The sequence below is a fragment of the Rothia sp. HMSC069C03 genome (assembly GCF_001811075.1).
Taxonomy (GTDB): Bacteria; Actinomycetota; Actinomycetes; order Actinomycetales; family Micrococcaceae; genus Rothia; species Rothia mucilaginosa.
Genome location: NZ_KZ627138.1, coordinates 17,775 through 42,776 on the forward strand (window position 1 = coordinate 17,775; position 25,002 = coordinate 42,776).

At 59.0% G+C, this 25,002-nt stretch carries 15 protein-coding genes; 7 read left to right on the forward strand and 8 right to left on the reverse strand.

Annotated features, from left to right (window positions below; all coding sequences use genetic code 11):
- The first annotated feature begins 176 nt into the window (after nucleotides 1-176).
- Entirely contained in the window at nucleotides 177-524 is a 348-nt protein-coding gene (locus HMPREF2779_RS05855) for a hypothetical protein (protein ID WP_105361056.1), read from the forward strand.
- A 1,102-nt stretch (nucleotides 525-1,626) separates the two neighbouring features.
- A complete protein-coding gene (locus HMPREF2779_RS05865; RefSeq protein ID WP_105361058.1) occupies nucleotides 1,627-2,292 on the forward strand; it encodes a hypothetical protein in 666 nt (221 codons plus the stop codon).
- A 110-nt stretch (nucleotides 2,293-2,402) separates the two neighbouring features.
- Here the strand turns inward: HMPREF2779_RS05865 and pdxT are convergent, their stop codons facing one another.
- Nucleotides 2,403-3,041, reverse strand: coding sequence for a pyridoxal 5'-phosphate synthase glutaminase subunit PdxT (gene pdxT / locus HMPREF2779_RS05870; RefSeq protein WP_105361059.1), 639 nt, complete (start codon nucleotides 3,039-3,041; stop codon nucleotides 2,403-2,405).
- Nucleotides 3,042-3,157: 116 nt separating this feature from the next.
- Nucleotides 3,158-4,063: a pyridoxal 5'-phosphate synthase lyase subunit PdxS gene (gene pdxS, locus HMPREF2779_RS05875; protein ID WP_070685144.1), complete on the reverse strand. Its 906-nt coding sequence runs from the start codon at nucleotides 4,061-4,063 to the stop codon at nucleotides 3,158-3,160.
- 435 nt (nucleotides 4,064-4,498) lie between these two features.
- On the opposite strand from pdxS, the gene HMPREF2779_RS05880 reads away from it, so the two are divergent.
- Entirely contained in the window at nucleotides 4,499-6,139 is a 1,641-nt protein-coding gene (locus HMPREF2779_RS05880) for a Na+/H+ antiporter (RefSeq protein ID WP_105361060.1), read from the forward strand.
- Nucleotides 6,140-6,349: 210 nt separating this feature from the next.
- Entirely contained in the window at nucleotides 6,350-7,876 is a 1,527-nt protein-coding gene (locus HMPREF2779_RS05885) for an MATE family efflux transporter (RefSeq protein ID WP_105361061.1), read from the forward strand.
- A 118-nt stretch (nucleotides 7,877-7,994) separates the two neighbouring features.
- Here the strand turns inward: HMPREF2779_RS05885 and nadE are convergent, their stop codons facing one another.
- Nucleotides 7,995-8,828 (reverse strand): ammonia-dependent NAD(+) synthetase, encoded by an 834-nt coding sequence (gene nadE / locus HMPREF2779_RS05890; RefSeq protein WP_105361062.1) that lies wholly within the window; start codon nucleotides 8,826-8,828, stop codon nucleotides 7,995-7,997.
- A 288-nt stretch (nucleotides 8,829-9,116) separates the two neighbouring features.
- Here nadE and HMPREF2779_RS05895 point away from each other — a divergent pair, with 288 nt between their 5' ends.
- Nucleotides 9,117-9,419, forward strand: coding sequence for a recombinase (locus HMPREF2779_RS05895; RefSeq protein WP_105361132.1), 303 nt, complete (start codon nucleotides 9,117-9,119; stop codon nucleotides 9,417-9,419).
- 119 nt (nucleotides 9,420-9,538) lie between these two features.
- On the opposite strand, the gene HMPREF2779_RS05900 is transcribed toward HMPREF2779_RS05895, so the two are convergent.
- From HMPREF2779_RS05900 to HMPREF2779_RS05920, 5 genes are all read right to left on the reverse strand, one after another.
- Nucleotides 9,539-9,934, reverse strand: coding sequence for a type II toxin-antitoxin system death-on-curing family toxin (locus HMPREF2779_RS05900; protein WP_083311145.1), 396 nt, complete (start codon nucleotides 9,932-9,934; stop codon nucleotides 9,539-9,541).
- A complete protein-coding gene (locus tag HMPREF2779_RS05905) occupies nucleotides 9,934-10,197 on the reverse strand; it encodes a type II toxin-antitoxin system Phd/YefM family antitoxin (RefSeq protein ID WP_070685154.1) in 264 nt (87 codons plus the stop codon). The genes HMPREF2779_RS05900 and HMPREF2779_RS05905 overlap by 1 nt, the downstream gene beginning before the upstream one ends.
- Before the next feature lie 129 nt (nucleotides 10,198-10,326).
- The gene (locus HMPREF2779_RS05910; RefSeq protein WP_105361063.1) at nucleotides 10,327-14,367 is read right to left on the reverse strand and encodes a S8 family serine peptidase; all 4,041 of its coding nucleotides are present in this window, start codon (nucleotides 14,365-14,367) and stop codon (nucleotides 10,327-10,329) included.
- Between the two features lie 419 nt (nucleotides 14,368-14,786).
- Nucleotides 14,787-18,773, reverse strand: coding sequence for a S8 family serine peptidase (locus HMPREF2779_RS05915; RefSeq protein WP_105361064.1), 3,987 nt, complete (start codon nucleotides 18,771-18,773; stop codon nucleotides 14,787-14,789).
- 245 nt (nucleotides 18,774-19,018) lie between these two features.
- A complete protein-coding gene (locus HMPREF2779_RS05920; protein ID WP_233992291.1) occupies nucleotides 19,019-22,966 on the reverse strand; it encodes a S8 family serine peptidase in 3,948 nt (1,315 codons plus the stop codon).
- A 364-nt stretch (nucleotides 22,967-23,330) separates the two neighbouring features.
- Between HMPREF2779_RS05920 and HMPREF2779_RS05925 the strand changes: the two genes are divergently transcribed.
- Together HMPREF2779_RS05925 and HMPREF2779_RS05930 are read left to right on the forward strand one after the other, a co-directional pair.
- Entirely contained in the window at nucleotides 23,331-23,795 is a 465-nt protein-coding gene (locus HMPREF2779_RS05925) for a hypothetical protein (RefSeq protein ID WP_158676584.1), read from the forward strand.
- 346 nt (nucleotides 23,796-24,141) lie between these two features.
- A complete protein-coding gene (locus tag HMPREF2779_RS05930) occupies nucleotides 24,142-24,864 on the forward strand; it encodes a type VI secretion protein (RefSeq protein WP_233992292.1) in 723 nt (240 codons plus the stop codon).
- Nucleotides 24,865-25,002 lie beyond the last annotated feature (138 nt).

Genomic DNA, 25,002 nt, shown 5'->3' on the forward strand with positions numbered 1-25,002 from the left:
GGGGGGGGGGGAGCTGTTTACCTCTTGAATAGGTTCTATGTGTACTGTAAAGTAACCCACAATACGTTATGCACGTGTTGCACACTACTTGTTTTTGAGAAGTTTTCACCAATGATGGTGCGCCATCAGCTCGTCACCGGCGTAGCGAGCGAACCCCAACATGAAAGGCGGTTCCCATGTTCTTCGATATTTCTCTGATTCCGCTGGCGGTTTTGGTCATTGTGGGTCAGCTGAAAAAAGCACCACCAAGGTTGCTAAACAACCCCAGCTATCAGAAGGAGAGGGAGCAGGTGCGAAAGCACCGGCGCATCCTGGATATGCTCAGCCTGAGTTTTGCTCTTGCCCTGATGATTATTCAGTGGGGTGGCCCCCTGACGACGCTTGCTTTTCGGGCGTGCGTTATTTGGTTGATTCCCAGCCAGCTGTATGATCTCTGGCAGAAGTTCAATGTGTCGCGTGGGGTACTCTTCGCGTGTGCTGTCGCGCTGATTGTTATTGAGTTTGGGTTGGCGCTCCTACCCTAACCTGAGCCGTATAACAGTTGTGGCGGTGACCGAACAACGGTCACTGCCGTAGCCATGTTTCATGATGGGCATTCCGTGGCGGAGCGACGTGGGGTAATCGTCTCTGTAAAGAAGCGGTTTATTAGAGGGAGTAACTGAGAGTGGATATGTTGAATCTAGTTTTATTGCGCTACTAGCGTTTTATGCTCTTGAAAGGAAATGGCATCATGAATTCTACATATAAGATGTTCGCTGTAAATGAGAAAATAATTTTATATATCTTGTTTCTCATTGTATTGCAATTTTTCTATATTTTCCCAACTAGCCTGTATATAGAGTTCAATGGATTTGTCTCGCCATGTGATAGGTGGCAAAGTGCATATTTCGACTATATACCCTTCTTCGTGGTGGGAGTTGTATTAGCTAGCTTGTGGCAGATCTTTAGTATATGGCTGGGTGTAAAGCTTCGCATAGGCATTTTTTGGATTGCGTCGCTATATTTAGTTTTTAAAATGTATGGGACTTATGAAATTTTAAAAGGCAATATCTTAAGTTCATGTAAAGTTCCTACAGAATATATGCATGGAATATTGTGGCCATATGATCTACAGGCATTCATTCTCTTGGGTCCCGATATTGTCTCATGCGTTATTTTTGTAGCAGTTTTTATTGCATGTTCTAAGCGTAGCTACTGGATACCAACCCTCGCAGCTGTAGCCGCATTTGTTGCGCAGTGCGTCCTCTTGGTGCTGCTCTGGGACTACGTTAGGGGACTTATCTATTTCCTCCTGCAGTAGCGATGGACCGTTGAGGCGCAGGCTTTTACGGAGTTCGAGGTTGCACCATCGGCACCCTAACCGTGCTCCTCCGGGCATGTTGGCTTCCGCTGATTATCAGGCAAATAGTAATATCTAGTGCTGGTGTTTTAGTGACATATTTGCCTCAAGAGCCCGGTGGCTTGCATGTTTGTGCAAGTCAAGGCGCTGAAAAAACTTGTTTATCGATTTTCTTCCGAGATGTTGGATTTTAAAAAATAAACATAATTTTCTCTTGACCATGTATCAAAACTGCCTGTATATTGAGGGGCAACTCAGTATGCTCCAGCCCACAATGAGGTGACATTATGGCCCTGAAATCCAGGACCCCCAACCCCCGCTATAGCGCACTGCGATACGGCGCCGCTCTCTTAACCCTGCCCCTGTTCCTTGCCGCCTGCGGTAGTGCAAACACCGCGGCAAGCAGCACTTCCTCACCCTCCACGGCGAGCACCTCAGCAACGGCAAGCACCACGCCAACCGTCAGCTGCTCCTCATACTCCGCCCAAGCTGTCGCATCAGCAGAAGCTGCCAAGCCCGTCCCGCGCACCGATGAACAATACCCCGCGTACATCCAGTACCGGAACATCCTCGCAGACGGCGCCCACATCATTGAGCCCAGCGAAATCGACAGCAAGTGCCACGCCGCACTCAAAGCAGGGCGGAGCGCCCTCCCCGAATACGTTCAAAATATCGATGTCTACAACGCCCGCCCCAGCGTCGGACTCACCGACCCCTTCGCCGGTAGCGAGTACCGAGACATCAAGAACCGCAACGAATTCATCCCCCACCGCGCAGACCTGGAAGAAGCCGGCTACCCCGAGACGATTATTCGTCTCTACGAAAAGTGGTACGAGGCAGCCCCCGCAGACATCAAGACGCTCAGCGACGCGAACCGTGCACGATTCTTCGCCACGAGCGCCTACCAGCAGTGGAAGGCCCAGCCTCAAACCCCCAGCAGCTCCCGCCCATAAGTCCACTCACGCATAAGCCCGCGCAAAAAGAGTTGTGGCGGTGACCGAACAACGGTCACTGCCACAACTCTTGAACGGGTTATCACCGGGCTTATTTTTTGGGGGAGGGGCTACTTGCCCTTCACCTCGCGTGCCAGAGCCAGCAGCTCCTCATGCACCGTCGTATCGCCCGTAACCTCCGGGTGGAAAGAAATACCAATCAGGTTGCCCGAACGCACACCCACAATCTTCCCCTCATGACGAGCCGTCACCTGCACACCCTCACCAGTGCCAGTCACAATCGGCGCACGAATAAACGCCGTATCAATAACCACCTCATCACCGGCAGGGGTCAGCCACGGCAGGCGCACCTCCGCAGAATCAACCTGCGAACCAAACGCGTTACGACCCACCGAAACGTCCAAAACACCCAGCGACTGCTGACCCGGCGCCGGATCATCAATACGCTTCGACAGCATAATCAGGCCAGCGCACGTACCCAGAGTCGGCAGGCCCGAAGAAATCGCCTCAATCAGCGGCTCACGCACACCAAAAATACGGGTCAGACGGTCAATCGTCGACGACTCACCACCCGGCAAAACCAGCGCATCCAGACCCTCAAGCTGCTCACCGGTACGCACCCAACGCACCTGCGCGCCCAGGGACTCCAGCATCTCCGTATGCTCACTCACGCCGCCCTGCAACGCCAAAACACCAACCGTCAAACCCTCACCCGGCAAAACACCGGTAGGCTGAACCTTCTCAACCATCACCGCTCCCTTCACAAAACAACAAACACAACAAACACAAGGAGGGGTGGGACCCGCCTCAGCGAACCCCACCCCCTCATCAAACACTCACCCCGAATGCGGGGTGCGCGCACGAATTACCAGCCGCGCTCCGCCAGGCGGTGCGGTGCCGGAATGTCAGCAACGTTAATGCCGACCATAGCCTCACCCAGGCCGCGAGAAGCCTCAGCAACCTTCTCCGGGTCATCGTAGAAAGCAGTAGCCTTCACAATAGCCTTCGCACGAGCAACCGGGTCGCCCGACTTGAAAATACCGGAACCAACGAACACGCCGTCAGCACCCAGCTGCATCATCATCGCAGCGTCAGCGGGGGTAGCCACACCACCAGCGGTGAACATGACCACGGGCAGCTTGCCGGTCTGAGCAACCTCACGAACCAGCTCGTACGGTGCAGCCAGTTCCTTAGCCTTCACGTACAGCTCATCGGGCATGGTGTTGTACAGGCCCTGCAGCTCAGCAATCTGACGCTTAATGGTGCGGATGTGCTTAGTCGCCTCAGAGACGTCACCGGTGCCAGCCTCGCCCTTCGAACGGATCATAGCGGCACCCTCGGTGATACGGCGCAGAGCCTCACCCAGGTTGGTAGCACCGCACACGAAAGGCACCTTGAACTGGTGCTTATCAATGTGGTTCACGTAGTCAGCGGGAGAAAGAACCTCAGACTCGTCAATGTAGTCGACCTTCAGGGTCTCCAGAATCTGAGCCTCAACGAAGTGGCCGATGCGTGCCTTCGCCATGACCGGAATCGAAACAGCATCAATGATGCCCTCAATCATGTCCGGGTCAGACATACGAGCCACGCCGCCCTGCGCACGAATATCCGCGGGAACGCGCTCGAGAGCCATGACGGCAACAGCGCCAGCATCTTCAGCGATCTTAGCCTGTTCGGGGGTGACGACGTCCATGATGACGCCGCCCTTGAGCATGTCGGCCAGGCCGCGCTTAACAAGCGGGCTGCCGGTTACGGTGTTGTTATCAGTCATGACCTTATCTTCTCACGTTCTGAGTGTTCGCGCGCACTCACAGGGGCGGATTTTCTGTTCTCTGACACAGTACGACCCCAAGTTCACGTCAGAACGACACAAAACGTCATGAAAAGCGGTTAGAGTAGGGCGGTTCATGGGCTGAGCAGGCCCGGCTGAGCAGACCCGCCGGATGCACGCAGGTCGCCTCCCATAAACTCACATCCCGAGCGGCCATAAGGCAAGGTTTTGCTCAGGGTAAACATCCACCCACCCGCACTGAACAACGGTAAAATACAGAAGCTACGCCCGCACTCGTCCCCACGCGGAAGCCTCACGGCCCAGGGAACGAGCAAAACATTTTGGGCACCCTGGCACCCGCACACTCGCGGACATCAGCTGTCTATCAGACGCACACCATGAACCAGCCGCCACATCCAAAAGGAACACACCAAATTGCTTGAAGTCATCATTGCCCTATCGCTGGCAATTCTTCTGGGTAATATCCTCGCCCATAAAATACGGATAACCCCCGCCATTGTGCTGATATTCATTGGCCTGGCTATCGGCATTATGCCCGCCCACGAACTGCACGAAGTTCAGAGTATCGGCCTGCCGCCGCACGTCATCCTCGAAATCTTCCTGCCCATCATGCTCTTCTGGGAAGCCCGCAACACCTCCTGGCGTGAGGCACGCGCTCGTCTGCGCGGCATTCTGCTCTCGGGCACGGTGCTCGTAATTTTCACGGCGTTCGTTATCGCCTGGGTGCTTCACACATTTATGGGCGTCTACCTGTGGCCTGTGGCGCTGATTATCGGTGTGGCGCTCGCCCCCACCGATGCTGTGGCCGTGGCAACGCTCAACGGCAAACTCCCCAAATCTTCCATCACCACCCTTAAAGCGGAAGCACTCATTAACGACGGCACCACCTTAGTTCTTTTCGCACTCGCCCTGCAGCTTGCGGGTGGTCATGAACTTACCCTGGGGACCGCATCCGGAATGTTCTTCTTCTCGTTCCTGATTGGAACTCTCGTTGGCCTGGCCGTCGGATGGGGTGTAGATAAGCTGCGTGCGCACATCGGCAACCCCATGAACTTCAGCGTGTTCATGTTTACCGTGCCGTTTATTGCTTTCTTCCTGGCTGAAGAGATCGAGCCTTTTGAGGGCATGAAAGGTTCCGGAGTGGTGGCTGTGGTGGTCGCCGCTTTCTACCTGACCTATCGCGGACCGGATACCATCAAACCCCAAAACCGTTTCTACGGTCTGCCCATCTGGTCGTTTGTCTCCTATGTCATGAACGGTGCGCTCTTCGTGCTCGTGGGTGTTCAGCTGCCCAGCGCCACAGCGCCTGTGGATGATGTTCTTCGTGAATACAACTATGCGTGGGCTTTGACGTTCGCCGTGATTGTGGTGGCATGGCTTGTTTCCATTGCGGCGCGTTTTATTTTCCTGCACGTCTCGATCGGTATTATTCGTGCCCTTGACCGTTCAGAAAAGCAGAAGCAGCTGCGCACAACTTTCCGTGGCCGTGTAGTGAGTACCTTTGCGGGACTGCGCGGCGGTGTTTCCCTCGCGGTGGCTCTCTCCGTGCCGACTGATGTTCCCGCGCGTGACTTTATTATCTTTGTTGTTGCGGGCGTGGTTCTGCTGTCGATGGTGGTTCAGGGGATGCTCCTGCCGCTCGTTATTAGGTGGGCGAAAATTCCGGTTGATACCACCGAAGAAGATGAGATTAATGAAGCAGTGCGCACGATCATTGCCGAGTCCTTCGACTCTGTGGCTGAGATTGGCCAGGAAATTGGTGCACCACAGTGGATTATCGACCGCATTGCCGACGAACAGATGTACAACGCGAATATACACCGCAACCTGCACGCCGTTCGTAAAGACGGTGCGAATGCGCCGGAAGAAGCCCGCCGCATTATTGAAGCGGGCGACCTTGAGAAAGAGCTGCGCCTGCGGCATTTGGAGAAGCAACGCAGCGTGCTCAAGCGCCTGCGTAATGAGCGCATAATCGACACGAATGTGCTCCACGCGATTCAGGAAATCCTGGATATTGAGGAGGTTCGCGTGCTTGGTCCGGTTGAGCTCGAATAGCTCACACTCCTACATGCGATACGTATGAGGCGAGGCGCCCCACCCCTAAACGGGGAGGGGCGCCTCGTTGCTTTTTATGTCTAAACCTCTAGACCCACCACTACGTGGAGACGATACAATACACTAGCCCGTTTTTTCGCGCGGACCACGTCTCTTACCGCGTCATTCACCGCGCACCGGACACAACACAGACCAGAACCACAAGAATCTATGACACCTCAGCAGACTGAAAACAACGCACCCAAAAATAGCGCACCCAAGAACAACGCACCCGCCGCAGGACACCGCCCGCACGGCGCGCACAGTGCAAGCGAAGACCCGCAGAACATCTACCTGCTCAAAGACGCCCCCATCCTCAAGGCGCTCCTCTCCCTCGGCGTGCCCATGGCACTCGGCCTCGCCATCACCAGCATCTACAACGTGGTGAACTCCTACTTCGTCGGCCACTACGGCGGCACCGAAGACCTCGCCGCCACCAGCTACGGCGTGCCCGTCTTCGGCGTCATCATGGCGATTGCAGGCCTGTTCGGCCTGGGCTCCTCAACCCTCGCCTCCCGAAAGCTCGGTGAAGGCCAGCCCGCCCACGAAATTCACCGCGTCACCTCCTTCGCCCTCTACTCGGCGCTCGGTGCCGGTATCGTCGCGGCGGCTATCGGCTTCATCCTCGCCGACCCGATCACCAGCATCATGGGTGCATCCGGCGGCTCCTACGAACCCACCCGCATCTACGTGCACCTCATGTTCCTCGGCGCGCCCCTCGCTATCGGCATGTTCACCCTCGAACAGCTCGTCCGATCCGAAGGCTACGCCAAGCAGTCCATGTACGGCATCATCGTCGGCACCGTCGTCACCTGCATCTTCGACGTGCTGTTCATCGCCATCATGGGCATGGGCGTCGCCGGTGCCGGTTGGGCGATGCTGCTGGCGAACGGCGCATCCATGCTGTACTACCTGCTGTTCCTGATGCGTCAGAGCGAGAACTTCTCCGCGAACATCCGCGACTTCTCCCTCGACCCCGCCATCATCAAGCCCGTGGTCGCGGTCGGTGCCGCCGAGCTCATTCAGAGCCTCAACCTGATCTTCGCCGCCCTGCTGCTGAACAACCTCGCCGCCTCCTACGGTGACGACACCGTCGCGGCGTTCGGCCTGGCAATGCGCCTGAACATGGTGCCCGAAATGCTGTGCATGGGCCTGTGCATGGGCGGTATCCCGCTGTACGCCTACGCGTACGGTGCCCGCAACGGCGCCCGCGTGAAGGAGGCGCTGCGCACCGCAACGATCCTGTCCGTGGCGACCTCCGCGATCATCACCATTCCGGTGCTGATTTTCCGCCGTGAACTGCTCGCCGTGGTTGGCGATGCAAGCCTCATCGACACCGGCGAAGAGGTCATGATCGCACTCATGCTCGCCGCCGTGTTCAACGCGGTCAGCATCGTGTTTGTGTCTTGGTTCCAGGCGGCTGGTAAGGGCGGCCCGGCAATGCTGATGACCATCGGTATTGCGTTGCTGTTCTTCCCCGCCGTGTACTTCGGCAACATGTGGTTCGGATTTAAGGGTCTGACCTGGGCGTTCCCCTTCACCCAGGTGCTCGCCTGCGCGCTGGGCCTGGTGCTGTTCCTCGCCACGGGTGGCGCGAAGGTACCGCCCGCTGAAGCTGAGGTTGAGACTGAAGGTTCTGAGGATTCGGACGTTCAGGCTGCCCAGGTTTCTGGCGCACAGCCCGAGCAGAAGGCATAATCCTCAGCCTGCAAAAACATAGTAAAAGCCCCGGACTCCCGCTTGGGAGCCTGGGGCTTTTACGATGGTTCTTACGCTGATTGAGGCGCTCAACCGGAAGACGCTAGATTCTTCCGCGCTAGTTCTTCCACCAGGAATCAAAAATCGTCACCGGAGTAGTGCGCTTATGGCGGCTACGCAGGTAAATCTGCTCCAGCTTCGCAGCTGCCGCCTCGTCGATTTCCTTACCCTCCAGGTAGTCATCAATCTGCGGGTAGGTCAGACCCAGCTCATCCTCATCGGTGCGGCCGGGTACGCCGTCCAGCAGGTCAGCCGTCGGCGGCTTAGCCCACAGACGCTCAGACGCACCCAGTACCCGCAGCAGCAGCTGGTTCTGGCGCTTATTCAGACCAGCCAGCGGCAGCAGATCCGCGCCGCCGTCACCGAACTTCGTGAAGAAACCCGTAATGGACTCCGCCGCGTGGTCGGTACCGACCACCAGGTAGCCGGGGCCGCCAGCAATCGCGTACTGGGCGATCATGCGAGCGCGCGCCTTCACATTACCCTTGTTGAAGTCGCTGATCTGCTCGCCGGTCGCGGCAACGTAGGCGCTGTCGAAACCGTCGACAGCCTCCGCAATGTTGAAGGTCAGGGAGCGGGTGGGCTGGATGAAACGCAGCGCCTCCTGCGCGTCCTCTTCGTCGTGCTGCACACGGTAGGGCAGGCGCACCGCCACGAACTCGGTGGTGCGGCCGCGCTCATTGAGGCGGTCCACCGCCAGCTGGCAGAGGCGACCCGCCAGGGTGGAGTCGATACCGCCGCTGATGCCCAGTACCAGGCCGCGGCTTCCGGTGGCTTCCAGGTAGTCGCAGATGAACTGGATGCGGCGCTCCACTTCTTCGCGTGCCTGCTCTTCGGTCATGTTGGGCTTGACGCCCATTTCACGGATGATTTGTGCCTGTAATTCACGCATGACTTAAGTGTACGCTCCACCTTATAGCCAGCGCGGTGAACCGCCGAGGGAGGCGAGGTAGTGTTCCACACGGTGCGTTCAGCGCGGCGTACGCGGCGGGTTCAGTATCGTTTCAGCCCTGAAAATACACAGCATACTCACCGGTAAAAACCCTGTGCGACAACCCGTGCGGCTGTTAGCATGAACATACGGTTCAAATACCGTTCAAAATAGCCGGTGATGAGGGAAAACGCTCCCACACCCGCTACGCCACAGAACACGTCAACCAAGGACGGTGAAGACAGCACCATGGCAAAAACAAAAACTGAACTCTACGACGAGCTCGTAGACATCGAAACCAGCCTCGAAAACCACCCGCTCACCTCCGGGAAAATAGCGGAGGAGGGCATCATCATCGAGCAGATGAAGGAGCAGGGCGCCACCCAGGAAGAAATCAATGAGACACTCATCCGGCAGGGGCTGCCTTCCCTCGTGGAGATCGGCAAGAGTACCTTGACGCAGTCTTTCAGCCTCTGGAAGCTGAGTCACCGCAAGTTAAAGGTGGAAGCCGCCATTGAGAAGCTCAACCGTAAAGAAGCCCGCCAGCGCTAACTAGCCCGCCTTAGGCAGGGCGAGGCAAGCAAATACCCCCGGCAGATGCGTACGGCATCCACCGGGGGTATTTCTTTTAAAAAGGTAGTTTTTTCATGCTCCTGGAAGCGGCAATGCGCTCACTCGAGACTGGAAGTGAGATGCGAATGAACGTATTGAGTAAACTCTTCAATACTGCAGACATGAGTGACTAATCCGATGACTTTGTTATAGAGATGAGTAGATTCATCTACTAAATAGAGACCGTGACACTCTAGAAGGGCACCAAGGAGCGCAACCGCTACACGTTTATTGCCGTCAACAAAAGGATGTTGACGAATAACCTCTACACAGAGATGAACAGCCTTATCTACAATGTGCGGATATAGCTCTTCTCCACCAAAAGTTTGGTAAGGGCTCTGAAGAATTCCTTCGAGAATATCAAGGTCTCGAACGCCTGCAGACCCTCCAAAGCGGTTGATAAGCAACTGGTGGATAGCTAAAGCAGTATCAACGGAGATATGTGCAGAGGACATCACTGGCTCAGACGTTCAAAGACGCTTTCGTAACGGTCAATGAAGCTAGTCGCTGCCCCTAAAATCTTCTCCTGATCGATAGTTTCAGAAGAAGTCTCCGCTACGGCTTCTTTGTTATCAGAAGTGGAATCTACTCCCAGAGGAACAATCTTGAAAGCAGGCTGATTGCGCTTAAATACAGTGATTTCTTCACCTTCCTGAATGACCTGATTAGTCACGGAAGTGAGGTTGGCACGTAGTTCAGAAAATCCAACGGTGAGCATAGTATCTTTCCTTTGTACTATTTCTTGTACAAATTTTAGCACTATATCTACTGATGAAGTCAGCCCACAGAAAAGGCCGTGCCGGGGCAGAAAACTCCACCCCGACACGGCCCTCACATCCGCATCCGATTAGCGGTTATTCAGCACGCGCACGTTATAGCGGTGCAAGAACGCCGCCATCGCGCCACGCTCAATCGGCTGAACCGGACGGAACGAACCATCAGCCCAACCCGTCGTAATACGCTGCTCAGCCAACCACGAAATCTCACGATAGAACTGGCTACCGGTCGACACGTCACTAAACGGTGACGCTACAGGAGCCGAATATGCCGGCGAACCTGCAAAACGGTAGAAGAACGCCGCCATAGCATCACGATTCACCGCAGCATTCGGACGGAACGTACCATCCGACCAGCCGGTCGTAATACCGCGGGCATGCATCCACTCAATCTCCTTGAAGAACGGGTGATCACGCGGCACATCCTTAAAGCTCGGGGTGCTCGGCGCAGTGAACTGCGGCGAACCCGCCATACGGTAGAAGAACGCCGCCATCGCGCCGCGCTCCACCGAACCGTTCGGGCGGAACGTGCCGTCAGGGTAGCCGGTCGTAATACGACGCTGAGCCAGCCAGTTAATGTCATTCACGAACGGGTAATCCGCCGGAACATCCGTAAAGTGCGCGCTCGCGGCGGTAGCCTCAGAGTTCGACGAGACACGCAGAACCTGCGCACGCTCACCCGCAGAACCGTTCGTACCAGACAGGTCGCCGGTCGCATTGTGCATGTGCAGGAACAGCGCAGAAACGTTCTTCGCGTCGCCGTTACGGTGCGCCACCAGCTGAGTCTCCGGCGCATCCACGAACAGGTTCGGCACGCCCGCCGAATCGCCACTGAACCACAGCTTCGGTGCCGCATAGTTGAACACCACCGAATCAGTCGTATCAACCACAGTCGTAGCGGAGAACGCGCTCGAAGTGGTCACCGAGTACGAAATCTCGGTCGACTCAGCCTCGGGGTCCAGACCCAGAACGCTCAGCGGAACGGTCATCACCAGGGTGTTCGAATCCATGATGTTGGTGTCCGTATCACCCCAGGTGCCGTTCAGCGGGTACAGGGCGTTCTCAATGGCCTGCCACTTGCCGTTGCTGCGCTTAGAAACCTTCACCAGCGGGTAGTCCAGGCCCTTCTCACGCACCGTCTGCAGGCGGTAGTCGCTCGTGCCGTCCTTGTCGGTATCAATGAACACGTAGTAGGTGCCGCGCGGGGTCACCTCCTGCCAGTTACCCCAGGTGGAAATACCGAAGGACAGGCGCGCCTCGGAGGTGTCCGCACCGGCAGCCTTCAACGCCGCCACGTCCGAGGCGGCACCCACATACTGCAGGTCCATGCGGGAATCCGAACCCACACCCAGCTTCGCGGTCGGGATGCGCGGGCTCGAAGCGCCCAGCTCAAAGGCACCCAGCAGGGAGCGGTAACCGCCCTGATCCACCGCGGTACCCTGCAGGGTCAGGGTCTGCTCCAGGGCACCCACGCCGTTCGTGTCAAAGTGAATATCTGCACCGGCTACGCGCATTGCGGAGACCGGTTTCGGGGCCACATGCAGCGGCATGCGCAGGGTCTTCACCGCAGCCGACGAATCAGCGTCGGTCAGGATCAGGCGGCCCGAAGCGCTCGCAATGTACTGGCGGGCACCCGAAATGGTGACCGTACCGGTCGAGTAGTTCACCGAATCCTGGTTCGGGTACATGGACGGGTCGCGGGTCTTCTCCAGCTTCGACGGGTCAATGCGCACCGTCACGGTGAACGTTGCCTTCTGACCGGCACCCACAGACACGGACTGCGGGTAGGAGAACTCCACACCCGGGATGCTCGTGCTTCCCTCATAGTTCAGGGTGTAGGTGTGCGCCACCGAGTCGGTGTTCTCGACGCTCACGCGGTGCTGCAGGGTCTGCACACCGGCGTTCGGGGTGTACTCGAGCACGCCGAAAGTGTCCGAAACCTGTTCGGGGCGTGCCGCGTTGAACAGCATGACGCGGTCAGCCACCGCCGCACGCGTGTTGATGCGGCCGGTACCCACACGGTCCACCGCGTAGGGGTTGCCCCAGGCGTCCTGCATGTGGTGGTCGGCGGTGTTCATGATGACGGTCTTAAGCATGCGCGGACCGTACTCCGGGTGCGCCTGCATGATCAGCGCCGCAACACCGGCAACAAACGGCGTGGACATGGACGTACCGGTCTTCACGCTCGAACCGGTACCGCTACCAACCTCGATGGAGGAAATGTTCGTGCCCGGTGCCGCAACGTCCGGCTTGGTGATGCCGTGCGAACCGTGCATGCCGCGCGCGGTGGAGGTGTTCGCCTGATCCAGCTTGCCGTTGGGCACGCGGATTGAGTCGCGCAGGTTCTCGCCGAGCTGCAGGGTCAGCTCACCGGAATCAATCTGCGCGGAAAGGCGCTCCACCTGGCTCTTTGACAGGCGCACGCCCGGAATGGAGGAGTTGCCGCCGATAGCGGTGTCACCGACCTCAGTGTTCGAGGTGAGCACCACGCCGGTCGCGCCAGCCGCCTGCAGGTTGTCGAAGCGTACCTTCGAGCCGCAGGGTGCGGTGCCGTCAGCGTCCGCCCAGTCGATGAGAGCCCACTTGCCCTTCAGCGCTGCGGCTTCCTCTTCGGTGAATGCCTCGCAGGCGTAGCGGTTGCGGGAGACGGCACGCACCACGGTACCGCGCAGCTGCTCTTTGGTTGCCTTCGAATAGTCGAAGCTCACCGAGTAGTCACCGTAGGTGTCCGCCTCGTTCGCGGGGGCGAGAATCTTCACGCGGTCCACCAGCTGGGTCGAGCCGATGGAGTTCGCCACGGTCAGGCCGTAGGCGCTGGTGCCGGGGCCGCCCGAGTTGGAGTAGGTGTCGCCCACGGCGTTGTAGTTGTTGGCGTTACCCGCCGCAACCACGGAGAGGATGCCCTCGCGGTAGAGGGAGCCGACCGCGTAGTTCACGGTCTCATCAAACACGCCGAACTCGTTGCCGAGCGACAGGTTCGCGATGTCGGCGCGGTCGGAGAAGTCGCCGTCGTCGTTGGGGTCGAGCACACGGTCCAGGCCCTTGGGGACGAACGCGGTGGTGCCCTTACAACCGAAGATGCGCAGGCCAATCAGCTGGGCGTCCGGTGCGGAGCCGGGGCCGATCTTCATGTCCTTGAGCTGCTCTTCGGTGAGCTTGGAGTAGTCGCCGTGGAAGGTGCTGCCGTCCGCGTTCACACCGTAACCTGCCGCGGTGCCGGCAACGTGGCTGCCGTGGCCGCCGCAGTCGAGCGGGTTGTTATCAGGGTGGGGCGTGGAGGTTTCCTTCTTGCCGGAGTTATAGTCGTCGCCGACCAGGTCGTAGCCGCCGAGGAACTTCTTCGGATCGTAGGTGCCCTCGGGAATCGTGTCGGATGCCTTCGCCTTCTCGAAGGCTTCCTTGGTGCCGGGGCCGCCCAAATCGGCGTGCGTGTAGTCGATACCGGTATCGAGCACGACAATCTTCACGCCCTTGCCGGTGTAGCCGGTGGAGGCGGGGTTCGCCGGGCTCTTCGCCCACACGGAGAGCGTGTCCGTATCAATGAGGGTGCCGCTGTTCTGCGGTGCCATGTCCTCAATGATGCTGATGCGTTCCACATCGTCGCGGTTCGCGAGCGCACGAATCTGCTCGACGTTACCGTAGAGCGCCACGCCGCGCATCGTGTTGTGGGTGGTGTACAGGACCTGCGCGCCGGATTCCTTCGCCGCGGAGGCGCCCTGCTGCTGCACGCTGGCGCGAATTGCCTGCACCTGTGCTTGCGCGTTGACGGGTGCCTGCGCGCGGGAGCGGACCGCGTCCGGCTGGGTCTGGGCGTACGCGCCCTGACCCTTGAATCGGACGAACACGGCGCGTTCGCCGGTGGCGCCGTCCAGGCTGGGGGAGAGAACTTCGTTGTTGTTCTCGCCGGTGCCGGTGTTCTGGTGGGGTGCGTCCCGGTCTGCGCCGCGCACTACGCCCGGTGCCGCGTAGGCGGCGGTACCGAACGGCAGGGCGGTCAACCCGAGGGTAAGCCCCAGGGTGAGTGCGCCGCAGCTGCGTGCCAGCTGCTTGAGGCGACCCGGCTGTGTGCGCCGGGCGGCTCGCGCGGGGGTAGCTTCAGGGAAGGTTGCCACTGAATGCTCCTTTTTAGTGATGGTGCGTTTCTTAGCGGTTTCTGCACCGAGGTTCTGCGCGGAGAGTTCTACTCGGAGAGCTGTACGGCAAGGGTTCTGCACCGAGAGTGCTACGGTGCGTCTGCACTGTGTTTCCAGTGCGCCTCCAGTGTGCCCATGCGGCGTGAACGTCAAGGTTCATGCCGATGGTGAAGAAACCTTCACTTATTGTCTCAACGATTCTTTATATAACCTAGTCAGAATCGTATAACGGAACATTACGCGTAAATAGAAAGCACCCGACCACAGAAAAAGGGAGCCGCACCGCCGCAGATAAACTGCAACGGTACGGCTCCCTTGGTAGAACCTGCTGAGGTAGCACACCTACAGCGGTAGAACCTTACAAACCCTAGATTTCAGGGTTTTTAGATGCTGTGCCCCTAAATTTCAGGGCTTTCCTTCAGCACACCCGTGCTGTAGCGGTACACGAACGCCGCCATAGCGTCGCGGTGCACCGGCTCCACGGGGCGGAACGAACCATCGGGCCAGCCGGTGGTTACGCCCTGCTCAGCCAGCCACGAGATCTCGCGGTAGAACTGCTTGTCGGTCGGAACGTCCGTGAAACGAGCCTGCGCGGGGGCAGTGTACTCGGGCGAACCTGCGTAACGGTAGAAGAACGCAGCCATCGCGTCACGGTTCACCGAACCCTCCGGGCGGTAGGTGCCATCGGGCCAGCCGGTCGTGATGCCCTGAGCCTTCATCCACTCAATCTCCTTGTAGTAGGGGTGGTTGAGCGGAACATCCGAGAAGCTCGGGGTGGACGGTGCGGTGTACTGCGGCGAGCCGCTCATACGGTAGAAGTACGCAGCCATGGTTGCGCGGTCCATATTGTTCAGCGGGCGGAAGGTGCCGTCCTGGTAACCGCGGTCAATCTGACGGGCAGCAATCCACGTGATTTCACGGTAGAACTGGTTATCCGCCGGAACGTCGGTGAAACGTGCATCGTGGATGGTACGAGCCACCTTCACGACCTGCGCACGGTCGCCAGCGGCAACACCGTTAGCGGTCTTACGGCCGCTCAGGTCACCGGTCGCGTTATGCATGTGCAGGAACAGAGCCTGACGCTCCTTGTTGTTGTTCTTGCGGTGAACGGTCAGCTGACCGCCGTCACGGTCCACGAACAGGCCGGGCACGCCCGACTCCTCACCGGTGAACCAAACACCGGGGTTGAAGGGGGAGTACTCGATAGCCGAGGTGGTGTCCACGTAGGGGTTGCCATCGTTGTACCAGGTGTCGGTCTGCACCGTGTAGTTGATGCTCTGAGCCTTCTCAGCGGTCAGGCCCAGGTCCTTCAGCGGTACACCCAGAATCATGGTGTTGGTGTCCATGATGTTGGTGTCGGTGTCGCCCCAGGCGCTGTTCAGCGGGTAGCGAGCCACCACGGTGGATGCGTTACCGGAGATGGACCAGACCTTCACCAGCGGGTAGTCCAGACCCTTCTCACGGGTCACCTCCAGAACGTAATCTGCGGTGGAGTCGTTGTTCGTATCAATCTGCACCTGTACCTGACGGCCCCAGTGCATGCTGTCCCAGGTGCCCCAGGTCGAAATACCGAAGAACAGAGAACCATCGTTCGGGTTCTTGCCGGCAGCCTTCAACGCCGGAGCGTCCGAGGCGGCACCCACATACTGCAGGTCAACAGCCTGGTTCGACGGCAGCTTCAGCTGACCGGACGGAATACGGTCACTGACCGTACCCAGCTCAAACGCACCCAGCAGCGAACGGTAACCGCCCTGGTTCAGGGTCGTACCGCGCAGAGTCACCGTGGACTCCTTATCGGAGACGCCCTTGTAATCAATACGGGAGGCATCAACACGCATCTTCGAGACGGGCTTCGGTGCCACGTGAATCGACTGGCGGATTGCCTCGCGACCATTCTCAGAGAAAATCAGGCGACCAGAAGCGCTCGCAATGTACTGGCGCTTACCGGCAGCCAGAGTCTTACCGGTCGTCCAGTCCTGAGCGACCTGGTCGGCGCTCATCGCCGGGTCCATGGTCTTCTCCAGCTTGGACGGGTCAATACGCACGGTCACGGTCACGTTCTTACGCTCACCGGCACCCACGCTCACCTGCTGCGGGTAGGAGTACTCCACACCCGGGATGGTCGTGCTTGCCTCGTAGTTCAGAGTGTAGGTGTGAGCCTGCGAATCGGTGTTGTCCAGCACGATTTCACGCTGAACAGTCTGAATACCCGAATCGGGGGTGTACTCCAGTACACCGAACGCGGTCGAAACACGCTCGGGGGTCTTCGCATCGTACGCAATAACCTTCGCGTCCACGGCGGCGCGAGCATTCACCATGCCCGTACCCACACGATCCACCGCGTACTGCGTACCCTGCTCATTCTTGATCGGGGTGGACGCGCCGTTCATCAGCGCAGCCTTAATCATCTGCGGGTTGTAATCCTGATGCGCCTGCATCACCAGAGCGGCAACACCGGCAACATGCGGGGTCGCCATGGAGGTGCCGGTGAAGGAAACACCCTTATTGCCCGTGCCCACAGCGGCAGACACAATCTCAGTACCCGGTGCCGCAAGGTCAGGCTTAATGAAGCCATCAGAACCGTGCTGACCGCGAGCGCTCGAGGAATTCAGATCAAAAGCGTGCGAGTGAGGACCGCGGCCCGAAGCCTTGTAGTCCAGGTTCATCTCGACGGTCACCGGACCGGCAGCCAGGGCCTTCTCCAGGTCCTTCGTCGAAGAAGCAGTCAGACGCAGACCCGGAATGGTCGCATTACCACCAATGCCGATGGTGTAGCGCTCAGCCTTACCGGCCATCACCACACCAACACCGCCGGCAGCCTGAACGTTATCGAAACGCACCTTCGAACCGCACGGGAACGTCAAATCGTCCTGATCCCACTCGAAGTAAACCCACTTACCCTTCAAAGCCTTCGCCTCTTCAGCGGTGAAAGCCTCGCAAGCGTAACGGTTACGCTTCGGTGCGGCAACAACCTCGCCGCGCAGCTGATCAGCGGACGCCTTCGAATAATCGAAGTTCACAGAGTAATCACCCTGCAACCACTCCAAACCACTCTTCGTGGTCACGCGGGCACGGTCAATCGGCTGAGTGGAGCCGTAGGCGTTCGCCACCGACAGCGCCGCAGCAGCATTCGCCGGGCTACCCGAATCGGAGTAGGTGTCACCCACACCGTTGTAGTTATTGGCGTTACCGGCAGCAGCCACAGTGAACACACCCTGGCGCGCCATCGTATTAATCATGTACGACTCAGGGTCGTCAGCCGGGGCGAACTCGCCACCGAGAGACAGGTTCACAATGTCGGCGCGGTCAGAGAAATCACCGTCACCATTCGGGTCCATCACGGTATCAAGCGCCTTCATCACAACACTCGAATTGCCGTAGCAGCCGAACACACGAATCGCCAAAATCTGAGCATCGGGAGCAGTACCGGGGCCAATAGACATGCCCTTCAGCTGTTCCTCCGTCAGGTTCTTGTAATCGCCACGGTAAGTCGTACCCTTCGCCGTCACACCATAACCGGCGGCAGTACCCGCCACGTGGGTACCGTGACCGCCAGAACCGAAACCATCCGGGCGGCAATCCAGCGGGTTATTATCCGGCTGCGGAGTCGACTTCTCAGCCACCGACGCATTGTAGTCATCACCGACCAAGTCAATGCCGCCAATGAACTTATTACGATCAATCAGGCCCGAATCAGCGGACGGAAGCTCCGTCATCGCCTTAGCCTTCAGGTACGAATCCACCGTACCGGGGCCACCAAAATCAGCGTGCGTATAGTCAACACCGGAGTCAACAACCGCAATCTTCACGCCCTTACCCGTGTACCCCGTATTCTCACGAGTCCACGTGGCAAGAGTCTTCGTATCGATCTCGCTACCGGAGTTCATACGCTCCTTCGCGATAATCGGCGAAATACGCTCCACATCCGGGCGCTCCGCCAACGCACGAATCTGCGCAGCATCACCAGTAATTGCCGCACCACGCATCGCATTATGTGTGGTGTACATCAGCTTCGCGCCAGAAGCAGCCGCCACAGACTGAGCCTGCGACTGCACCTGGGCTGCAATAGCCTGCACCTGCGCCTGACGGTTTGCCGGCGCCTCCTTACGTGTCAGAACAGCCGCGGACTGGGTCTGCTCATACGCGCCCTTGCCCTTGAACTGCACATACACGGTGATTTGGCCTTCAGCCTTCTGCAGGCCAGGGCTGATACGCGAGGCAGCGTTACCGGATGCGCTCGCAGTGTTTCCTTCGACCTGCTGGGGGCTCTGAGCGTGAGCTGCAGAGAAAGTGGCGGGAACGCCGAGAGTAAGGGCAAGAGCTGCACTCAAACCGGTCGCACCGACAGCCTTCATTCTGCGGCGTGGCGCATGAGGCGTTGTCATGGAATCCTCCTTCGGATTTTCTATTTCTCGGTAATGCTGTGTGCTCTGTGGTTGTGTATCGGTGATGTGCGGAGGCGGCCCCACCGGCAGACGACGAGTGAGTGTATCCGCCGGTGAAACCGCCACCAAAACTTGAGAGGTTCCGCGGATTTCAGGCCCCGGACCCTGCCGGTTCCAGGTACCCCTCCCACCCCATGCAGGAGGTGGGAGAGGACCCGAACCGTTTGCTACCGGTTAGCTACCGTCTAGCGGCCGGCCTGGTTAGCAACCTTCTCGGTGTAGCGGTAGATGAATGCCGCCATTGCGTCGCGGGCAATGGGGGTCACCGGGCGGTAGGTGCCGTCCGGCCAGCCGGTGCTGATGCCCTTCGAAGCCAGCCACGTGATTTCACGGTAGAACTGGTTATCGGTGGAAACATCGCTGAAGTGGCTGGTTGCGGGCAGATCCACGTGCGGGGAACCCGCTGCACGGTAGAAGAACGCAGCCATGGCGTCACGGTTCACCGGTGCGGAGGGGCGGAACGTGCCGTCCGAGTAGCCGGTGGTGATGCCCTGAGCCTTCATCCACTCAATCTCCTTGTAGTAGGGGTGCGTGGTGGGAACATCCTTGAAGCTCGGAGTGGAGGGGGCAGTGAACTGCGGGGAACCCTGCATGCGGTAGAAGAACGCCGCCATTGCGCCACGTTCCACGGACTCCAGCGGGCGGTAGGTGCCGTCCGGGTAGCCGGTGGTGATGCCGCGCTGAGCCAACCAAGAGATCTCGGTGTAGAACTGGTCGGTGTTCTTCACATCGGTGAAGCGGGACGGAGTGATGTACTCAGTCTGCTGCTCCTTGATGCTCAGCACCTCGGCGCGGTTGCCCTTAGCGCCGTTGGTGCCGGAGAGATCGCCGGTGCCGTTGTGCAGGTGCAGCAGCAGCGCCTTGGCGGGGGTACCGGATTCGCCGAGCGCGGGGATTGCGTCAGCGGAGCGGTGCGCCGTCAGGGTGGTGGTGGGGGCATCCGGGTGGAGGCCAGCCACGGCGGAGGAGTCGCCGCTGAACCACAGCTTGGGGCTGAAGGGGCGGTACTTGATCCAGCCGGTTTCGCTGACGTTACCCCACTCGTACTGGGTGGTTGCGCTGACTCGGTACTGGATGTCCGGGTTGTTTGCACTGGTCAGGCCCAGATCCTTGAGGGGTGCACTCATGATGAGGGTGTTGGTGTCCATCATGTTGGTGTCCACATCACCCCAGGCGCCGTTGAGCGGGTAGTAGCCGAGTTCGACGAGGTTGCCGTTCTTGTAGCCGTAGAGGCGAACCAGCGGGTAGTCCAGGCCCTTAGCGCGGTCGGTGACCAGCTTGTAGTCGGTGCGGTTGTTGCCGTCAGTATCGATTTCTACGGTGAAGGTGTTCTCGTAGGAGACAACATCCCAGTTCGCCCAGGTGGAGATACCGAAGCGCAGGGTGCCGTCATCAGCGTTGCCGCCGGCTGCCTTCAGCGCGGGCGCATCCGAGGAAGCACCGACGTACTGCAGGTTCGCCTTAACGTTGCTGTTCAGCGACAGGGAGGTGGGAGCCACACGGTCCACGCTCGCACCGTACTCGAATGCGCCGAGCAGGGAGCGGTAGCCGCCCTGGTTGACCTCGGTGCCGTGCAGCGAGATCTGGGACTTGGTCCAGCCGGTGTCTGCCTTCTGTGCCTCGTCGCTGGAGGGCTTCTGAGTGAAAGTGACGGTGTCTTCGGCAGCGTGCATGGTGCTCACGGGCTTGGGTGCCACGTGAACGGGCAGGCGCAGTGCCTTGGTGCCGTCTTCGGTGAGGACGAGTCGGCCGGATGCGCTGGCAATGTACTGACGGTACTGCGCGGGAACGGTCTCGTTGCCGGTGTAGTAGTCAGTTGCGTTCTGGGTGGTGTCCATTGCTGCGTCGCGGGTCTTCTCCAGCTTGGACGGGTCGATGCGTACGGTGACTTCGAACTTCTTAGTTTCACCGGGTGCGAGGGTGACCGCGGAGGGGAAGGAGTATTCCACGCCGGGAATATTAGTGCTTTCAGCGTAGGACAGGGCGTAGGTGTGTGCCACGGAGTCGGTGTTCTCGACCGTCACCTCGCGGGTGAGGGTCTGAACGCCAGCATCCGGTGCGTACTCGAGTACACCGAAGCTCAGGGACACGGTACCGCTCTTGTCAGCGTTGTAGACGAGGGACTTCGACTGCACGGCAGCGAGGGTGTCGACTCGTCCGGCGCCCACACGGTCCACCGCGTATGGGTCACCGGATTCGGTGCGCACATCGTGGGTTGCGGTGTTCATGAGAGCGGACTTGACCTGTGCGGGGGTGTAGGTCGGGTGGCTCTGCATGACCAGGGCGGCGGAGCCGGTCACGTAGGGTGCCGCCATGGAGGTGCCGCTGAAGGTCACGGAGTTGTTACCGGTCGCTACCGCCGCGGAGGTGATGTACGAGCCGGGTGCCGCAATGTCGGGCTTGGTGTAGCCGTAGCTGCCGTGGAAGCCGCGGGCACTCATGGGGTTCAGCTGATCCAGCTTATCGGTGTCCACGCGCAGGGAGGACTTCAGCTCGTTGCCGAGGCGCACGGTCAGGGGCTTACCTGCCGCTTCTGCTGCGGTGATCTGTGCACGCAGGTCCTTAGCGGCGGATGCTGCCAGGCGGAAACCGGGCAGGGTATCGTTACCAGCAATACCCAGGCCGGGTTCTTCGTCATTGCCTGCAAGCAGCACGCCCTTGGCGCCTGCTGCCTCCAGGTTGTCGAAGCGCACCTTCGAGCCGCAGGCGAGTTCGCCGTCATCTTTAGCCCAGTCGATGAGCACCCACTTGCCCTTTACAGCTGCCGCTTCGGTGGCGCTGAGGGCGTTGCAGGCGTAGCGGTTGTTCTCGGAGATTGCGGTGAGTTCGCCGGTGAATTCCTTGGTGCCCGCCTGTGCCCAGGGGTAGGAGACGCTGTAGTCGCCGCGTACCTTGCGGGTGGTGCCGGTGGCGGGGTCGGTCAGCTCTGCCGCATCGACGGCGCGGGTGGAGCCGTAGGCGTTAGCTACGGTGATTGCGCTGGCTGCGGTGGCGGGGTGACCGGAGTTGGAATAGGTGTCGCCGCGCAGGCTGTAGTCGTTGGCGTTACCCGCAGAGATTACGGAGAGCACGCCGGCGCGGGTGAGCGCGTCAACGGCGTAGGCTTCGGGGTCGTCCTGCGGGGAGAACTCGCCGCCGAGGGACATGTTGACCACGTTCACGCGGTCGGAGAAGTCGCCGTCACCGTTAGGGTCGAGGGCACGGTCGAGCGCCTCAATAACGACGTTGGTGCTGCCGCTGCAACCGAAGACGCGGAAGGCGTAGATTTCAGCGTCGGGGGCGACGCCGGGGCCGATCTTCATGGTCTTGAGCTGCTCTGCGGTGAGCTTGCTGTAGTCGCCGGTGAAGGTGCTGCCGTCGGAGTTCACGCCGTAGCCTGCCGCGGTGCCCGCCACGTGGGTGCCGTGGCCGCCGGTGGTGCAGTCGAGCGGGTTGCCGTCGGGGGTTGCGGTGTTGGTGCCGTCGTAGGCGTCACCGACGAGGTCGTAGCCGCCAGCAACCTTGGTGCGGTTGATGAGTCCGGAGTCTGCGGAGGGCAGCTCGGTGAGCTTGGATGCCTTCTCGTAGTCTTCGAGCTTGCCGCTGCCGCCGAAGTCGGTGTGGGTGTAGTCGATGCCGGAGTCGATGACGGCGATCTTTACGCCCTTGCCGGTGTATCCGCCCGCGCCGGCGGGGTTGGTGGTGCCGGTCCATGTGGCGAGGGAGCCTGCGTCAATGGCGGCGCCCGCATTCTGGCGGTACTTGGGCAGGATGGGCGAGATCTTCTCTACGTCGGAGCGGTTGGCGAGTGCCTTGATGGACTCTGCATCACCGCGCACTGCCACGCCGCGTACTGCGTTGTGGGTGGTGTAGAGGACCTGCGCGCCGGACTGGCTGCTGACCTGCTGTGCCTGGCTCTGCACCTGGGAGGCGATTGCCTGCACCTGTGAGCTGGTGTTGACGGGTGCCTGCACGCCGGCGCGTACGCCTGCGGGCTGGGTCTGTTCAAAGGCTCCCTTACCCTTGAAGCGGACGAAGGCGGTGACGGTGCCGCTGGCGTTCTTCATGCTTTCGCTGAGTACTTGCTTGACGGCGTCGGGGTCTTCCGCGGCGTGGGCGGTGGTGCCCAGGGCTGCGAGGGGGCTCAGCGCCATGCTGAGGGTGAGTAGCCCGCTGCCGATTCGGCGTCGGTGCGACCGGCCGCGGGGGTTTGGGGAGGGGGTGTGTGTCACGGTGCTCCTATGCTTGGCTCCCGGGGTGTTTCTGGGAGGCTTGTGGTGTTGTTCTGGTGGGTTCCAGCTGAACTTGAACACACTAGATGTGAACTAGGATACACCTCAAAATGGCTTGTGAAGCGTTTATTACTCCTAAATGCATCAAATTGTGGACATGTTCGACCCTTTTCTTTTTCACGCTTTTCATTTGCACTTGGGTTTAGGTTCTTTTCAAGTTCGGTTGTTAGTGTAAAACCATCTATTGAACATCTATCAAAAATGATGGGATAGGGAAGACCGAACCATGGTCAAACGACGCATTTCCCCGAAAGAGTCTGTCATGCACAGCTCCCACCTGCTGGCAGCCGGCGGCGCGCTGGAGGTCGAACCGGTCCCGCAGTACGGTCGACCGGACCCCCTCCTAATTCCCATGAAACTGCTCAACGACCCCTCCGGTCATCAGGGGCAGATGAGCGCGGTCGCCATTCAGCAGTACCTCCCCGACGGGATAGGCCCGCAACGGAAAATCGTCGAGAAAATCTTGGCTGGCCCGGAACACCCGGTGGGCTATGTTCCGCTGAGTGAACAGCTGAAAAACGTGCGGTACACCAGGGCGATTTGGCCTTGTCTGGAGTCCTTGGTCATGGTTCTCCTGGTGATTCTGCTGAACCGTTTACGCTCGCTTCTTTGCTCTTTAATTCCCGTGCTACAGACACTGAATTCCTCGAAACAATCGTTCTCTTCCTGGTATTTTCTGGGGGCGTTATAGTTCTCTGGCTTATCCCTATTCTTTGGGCGGGTTTGCTGATCTCTGTGGTGAGTAAAGCAGTACGAAAGATTAGTGCTGCGTTGCGTGAGGGCACGACCTATGAGGATTTCTGGTTTTTCCTCGTGTATAACCGCCCTGTCGACAAGGGCTCCATGTACCGGTACGAGCTGGATGAAGAACCCAATCAGAAAATTATTGGTCCAAAAACACATGCCGTGTTGAGTGTTCAGGAGGCATCATGACCACCGATAACAACCAGCCCATCGACGACCAACCCGTTTCCCCTCATCAGCGTGTTTTGAAGGTGGCGCCGCAGGTGCATTACGGTCACCCCAACCCGTAGCTGATGCGCATCCACGCGGATGATGTTCAGGGGACTCTCCCCCAAGGAGAATTGCCGGAGGAGCACGGCGGCGAGCTGGTTGGATACAGCCCCGTATCGGTTCCTTACCGTAAGCCGAGTTCAGGGAGAGTTGGAGTAGAGGCGGTGGTATGCCTGGCGTTGGCTATCGTGGCAAATCCATTCGTCTATATACTGGCAGGTCCTATTCTGGGCGAAGAAACCTTGGTGTCTCTTTTTGGTGCATCCCTAGGATTTTTGATGCTGAGCTTCGGTATTCTTCCGCTGGTGCTGCTCGTCTTCTCCTCGTGGGCTGTTATCAACTTCTTTGCTGTGATGGCGAAATCTACCGGGAAGCGTGAGACCGAGGAGAGATTCAAGTTCCGGTTGGTGTACGAGTGCACTTCGCCTTCTGAAGCAAACCAGGAGGGCAACGCTTCGCCTCAGCAAGAGGTTATCGACCAACCGGTGATGGACTCTGGCCCCCTGCCCACTTCGTTCCAGAAGCCGGGAGGATGGTTTCTGTTCTTGGGAGTTTCTATACTGAACCCCTATATTGCGGCGGCGATTCTCTCCGTCACCGCTCTGTTCGGGTGGGGAGAACTCGTCGCAGCTCTCTTTACTGCGGTGAATCAGGTGAGCGCAGGGCTTATGGGGATTCCCGGCATCATCTGGTTTGTGGCGTGGATTTTGAGCATTGTGCGGCTTATCGAAGCGGACGAGGCTTAAGCAGACTAGCCGCTGACTCAAAGAACAGCCGGGGGATAGACCCCGCGCACTGAACACACAGTGTAGACAACACAACAGACACATAACAGCAGACACGCATTGGAGGAGGTCACCGTGGCGGAGCATAGCGAAGCACCG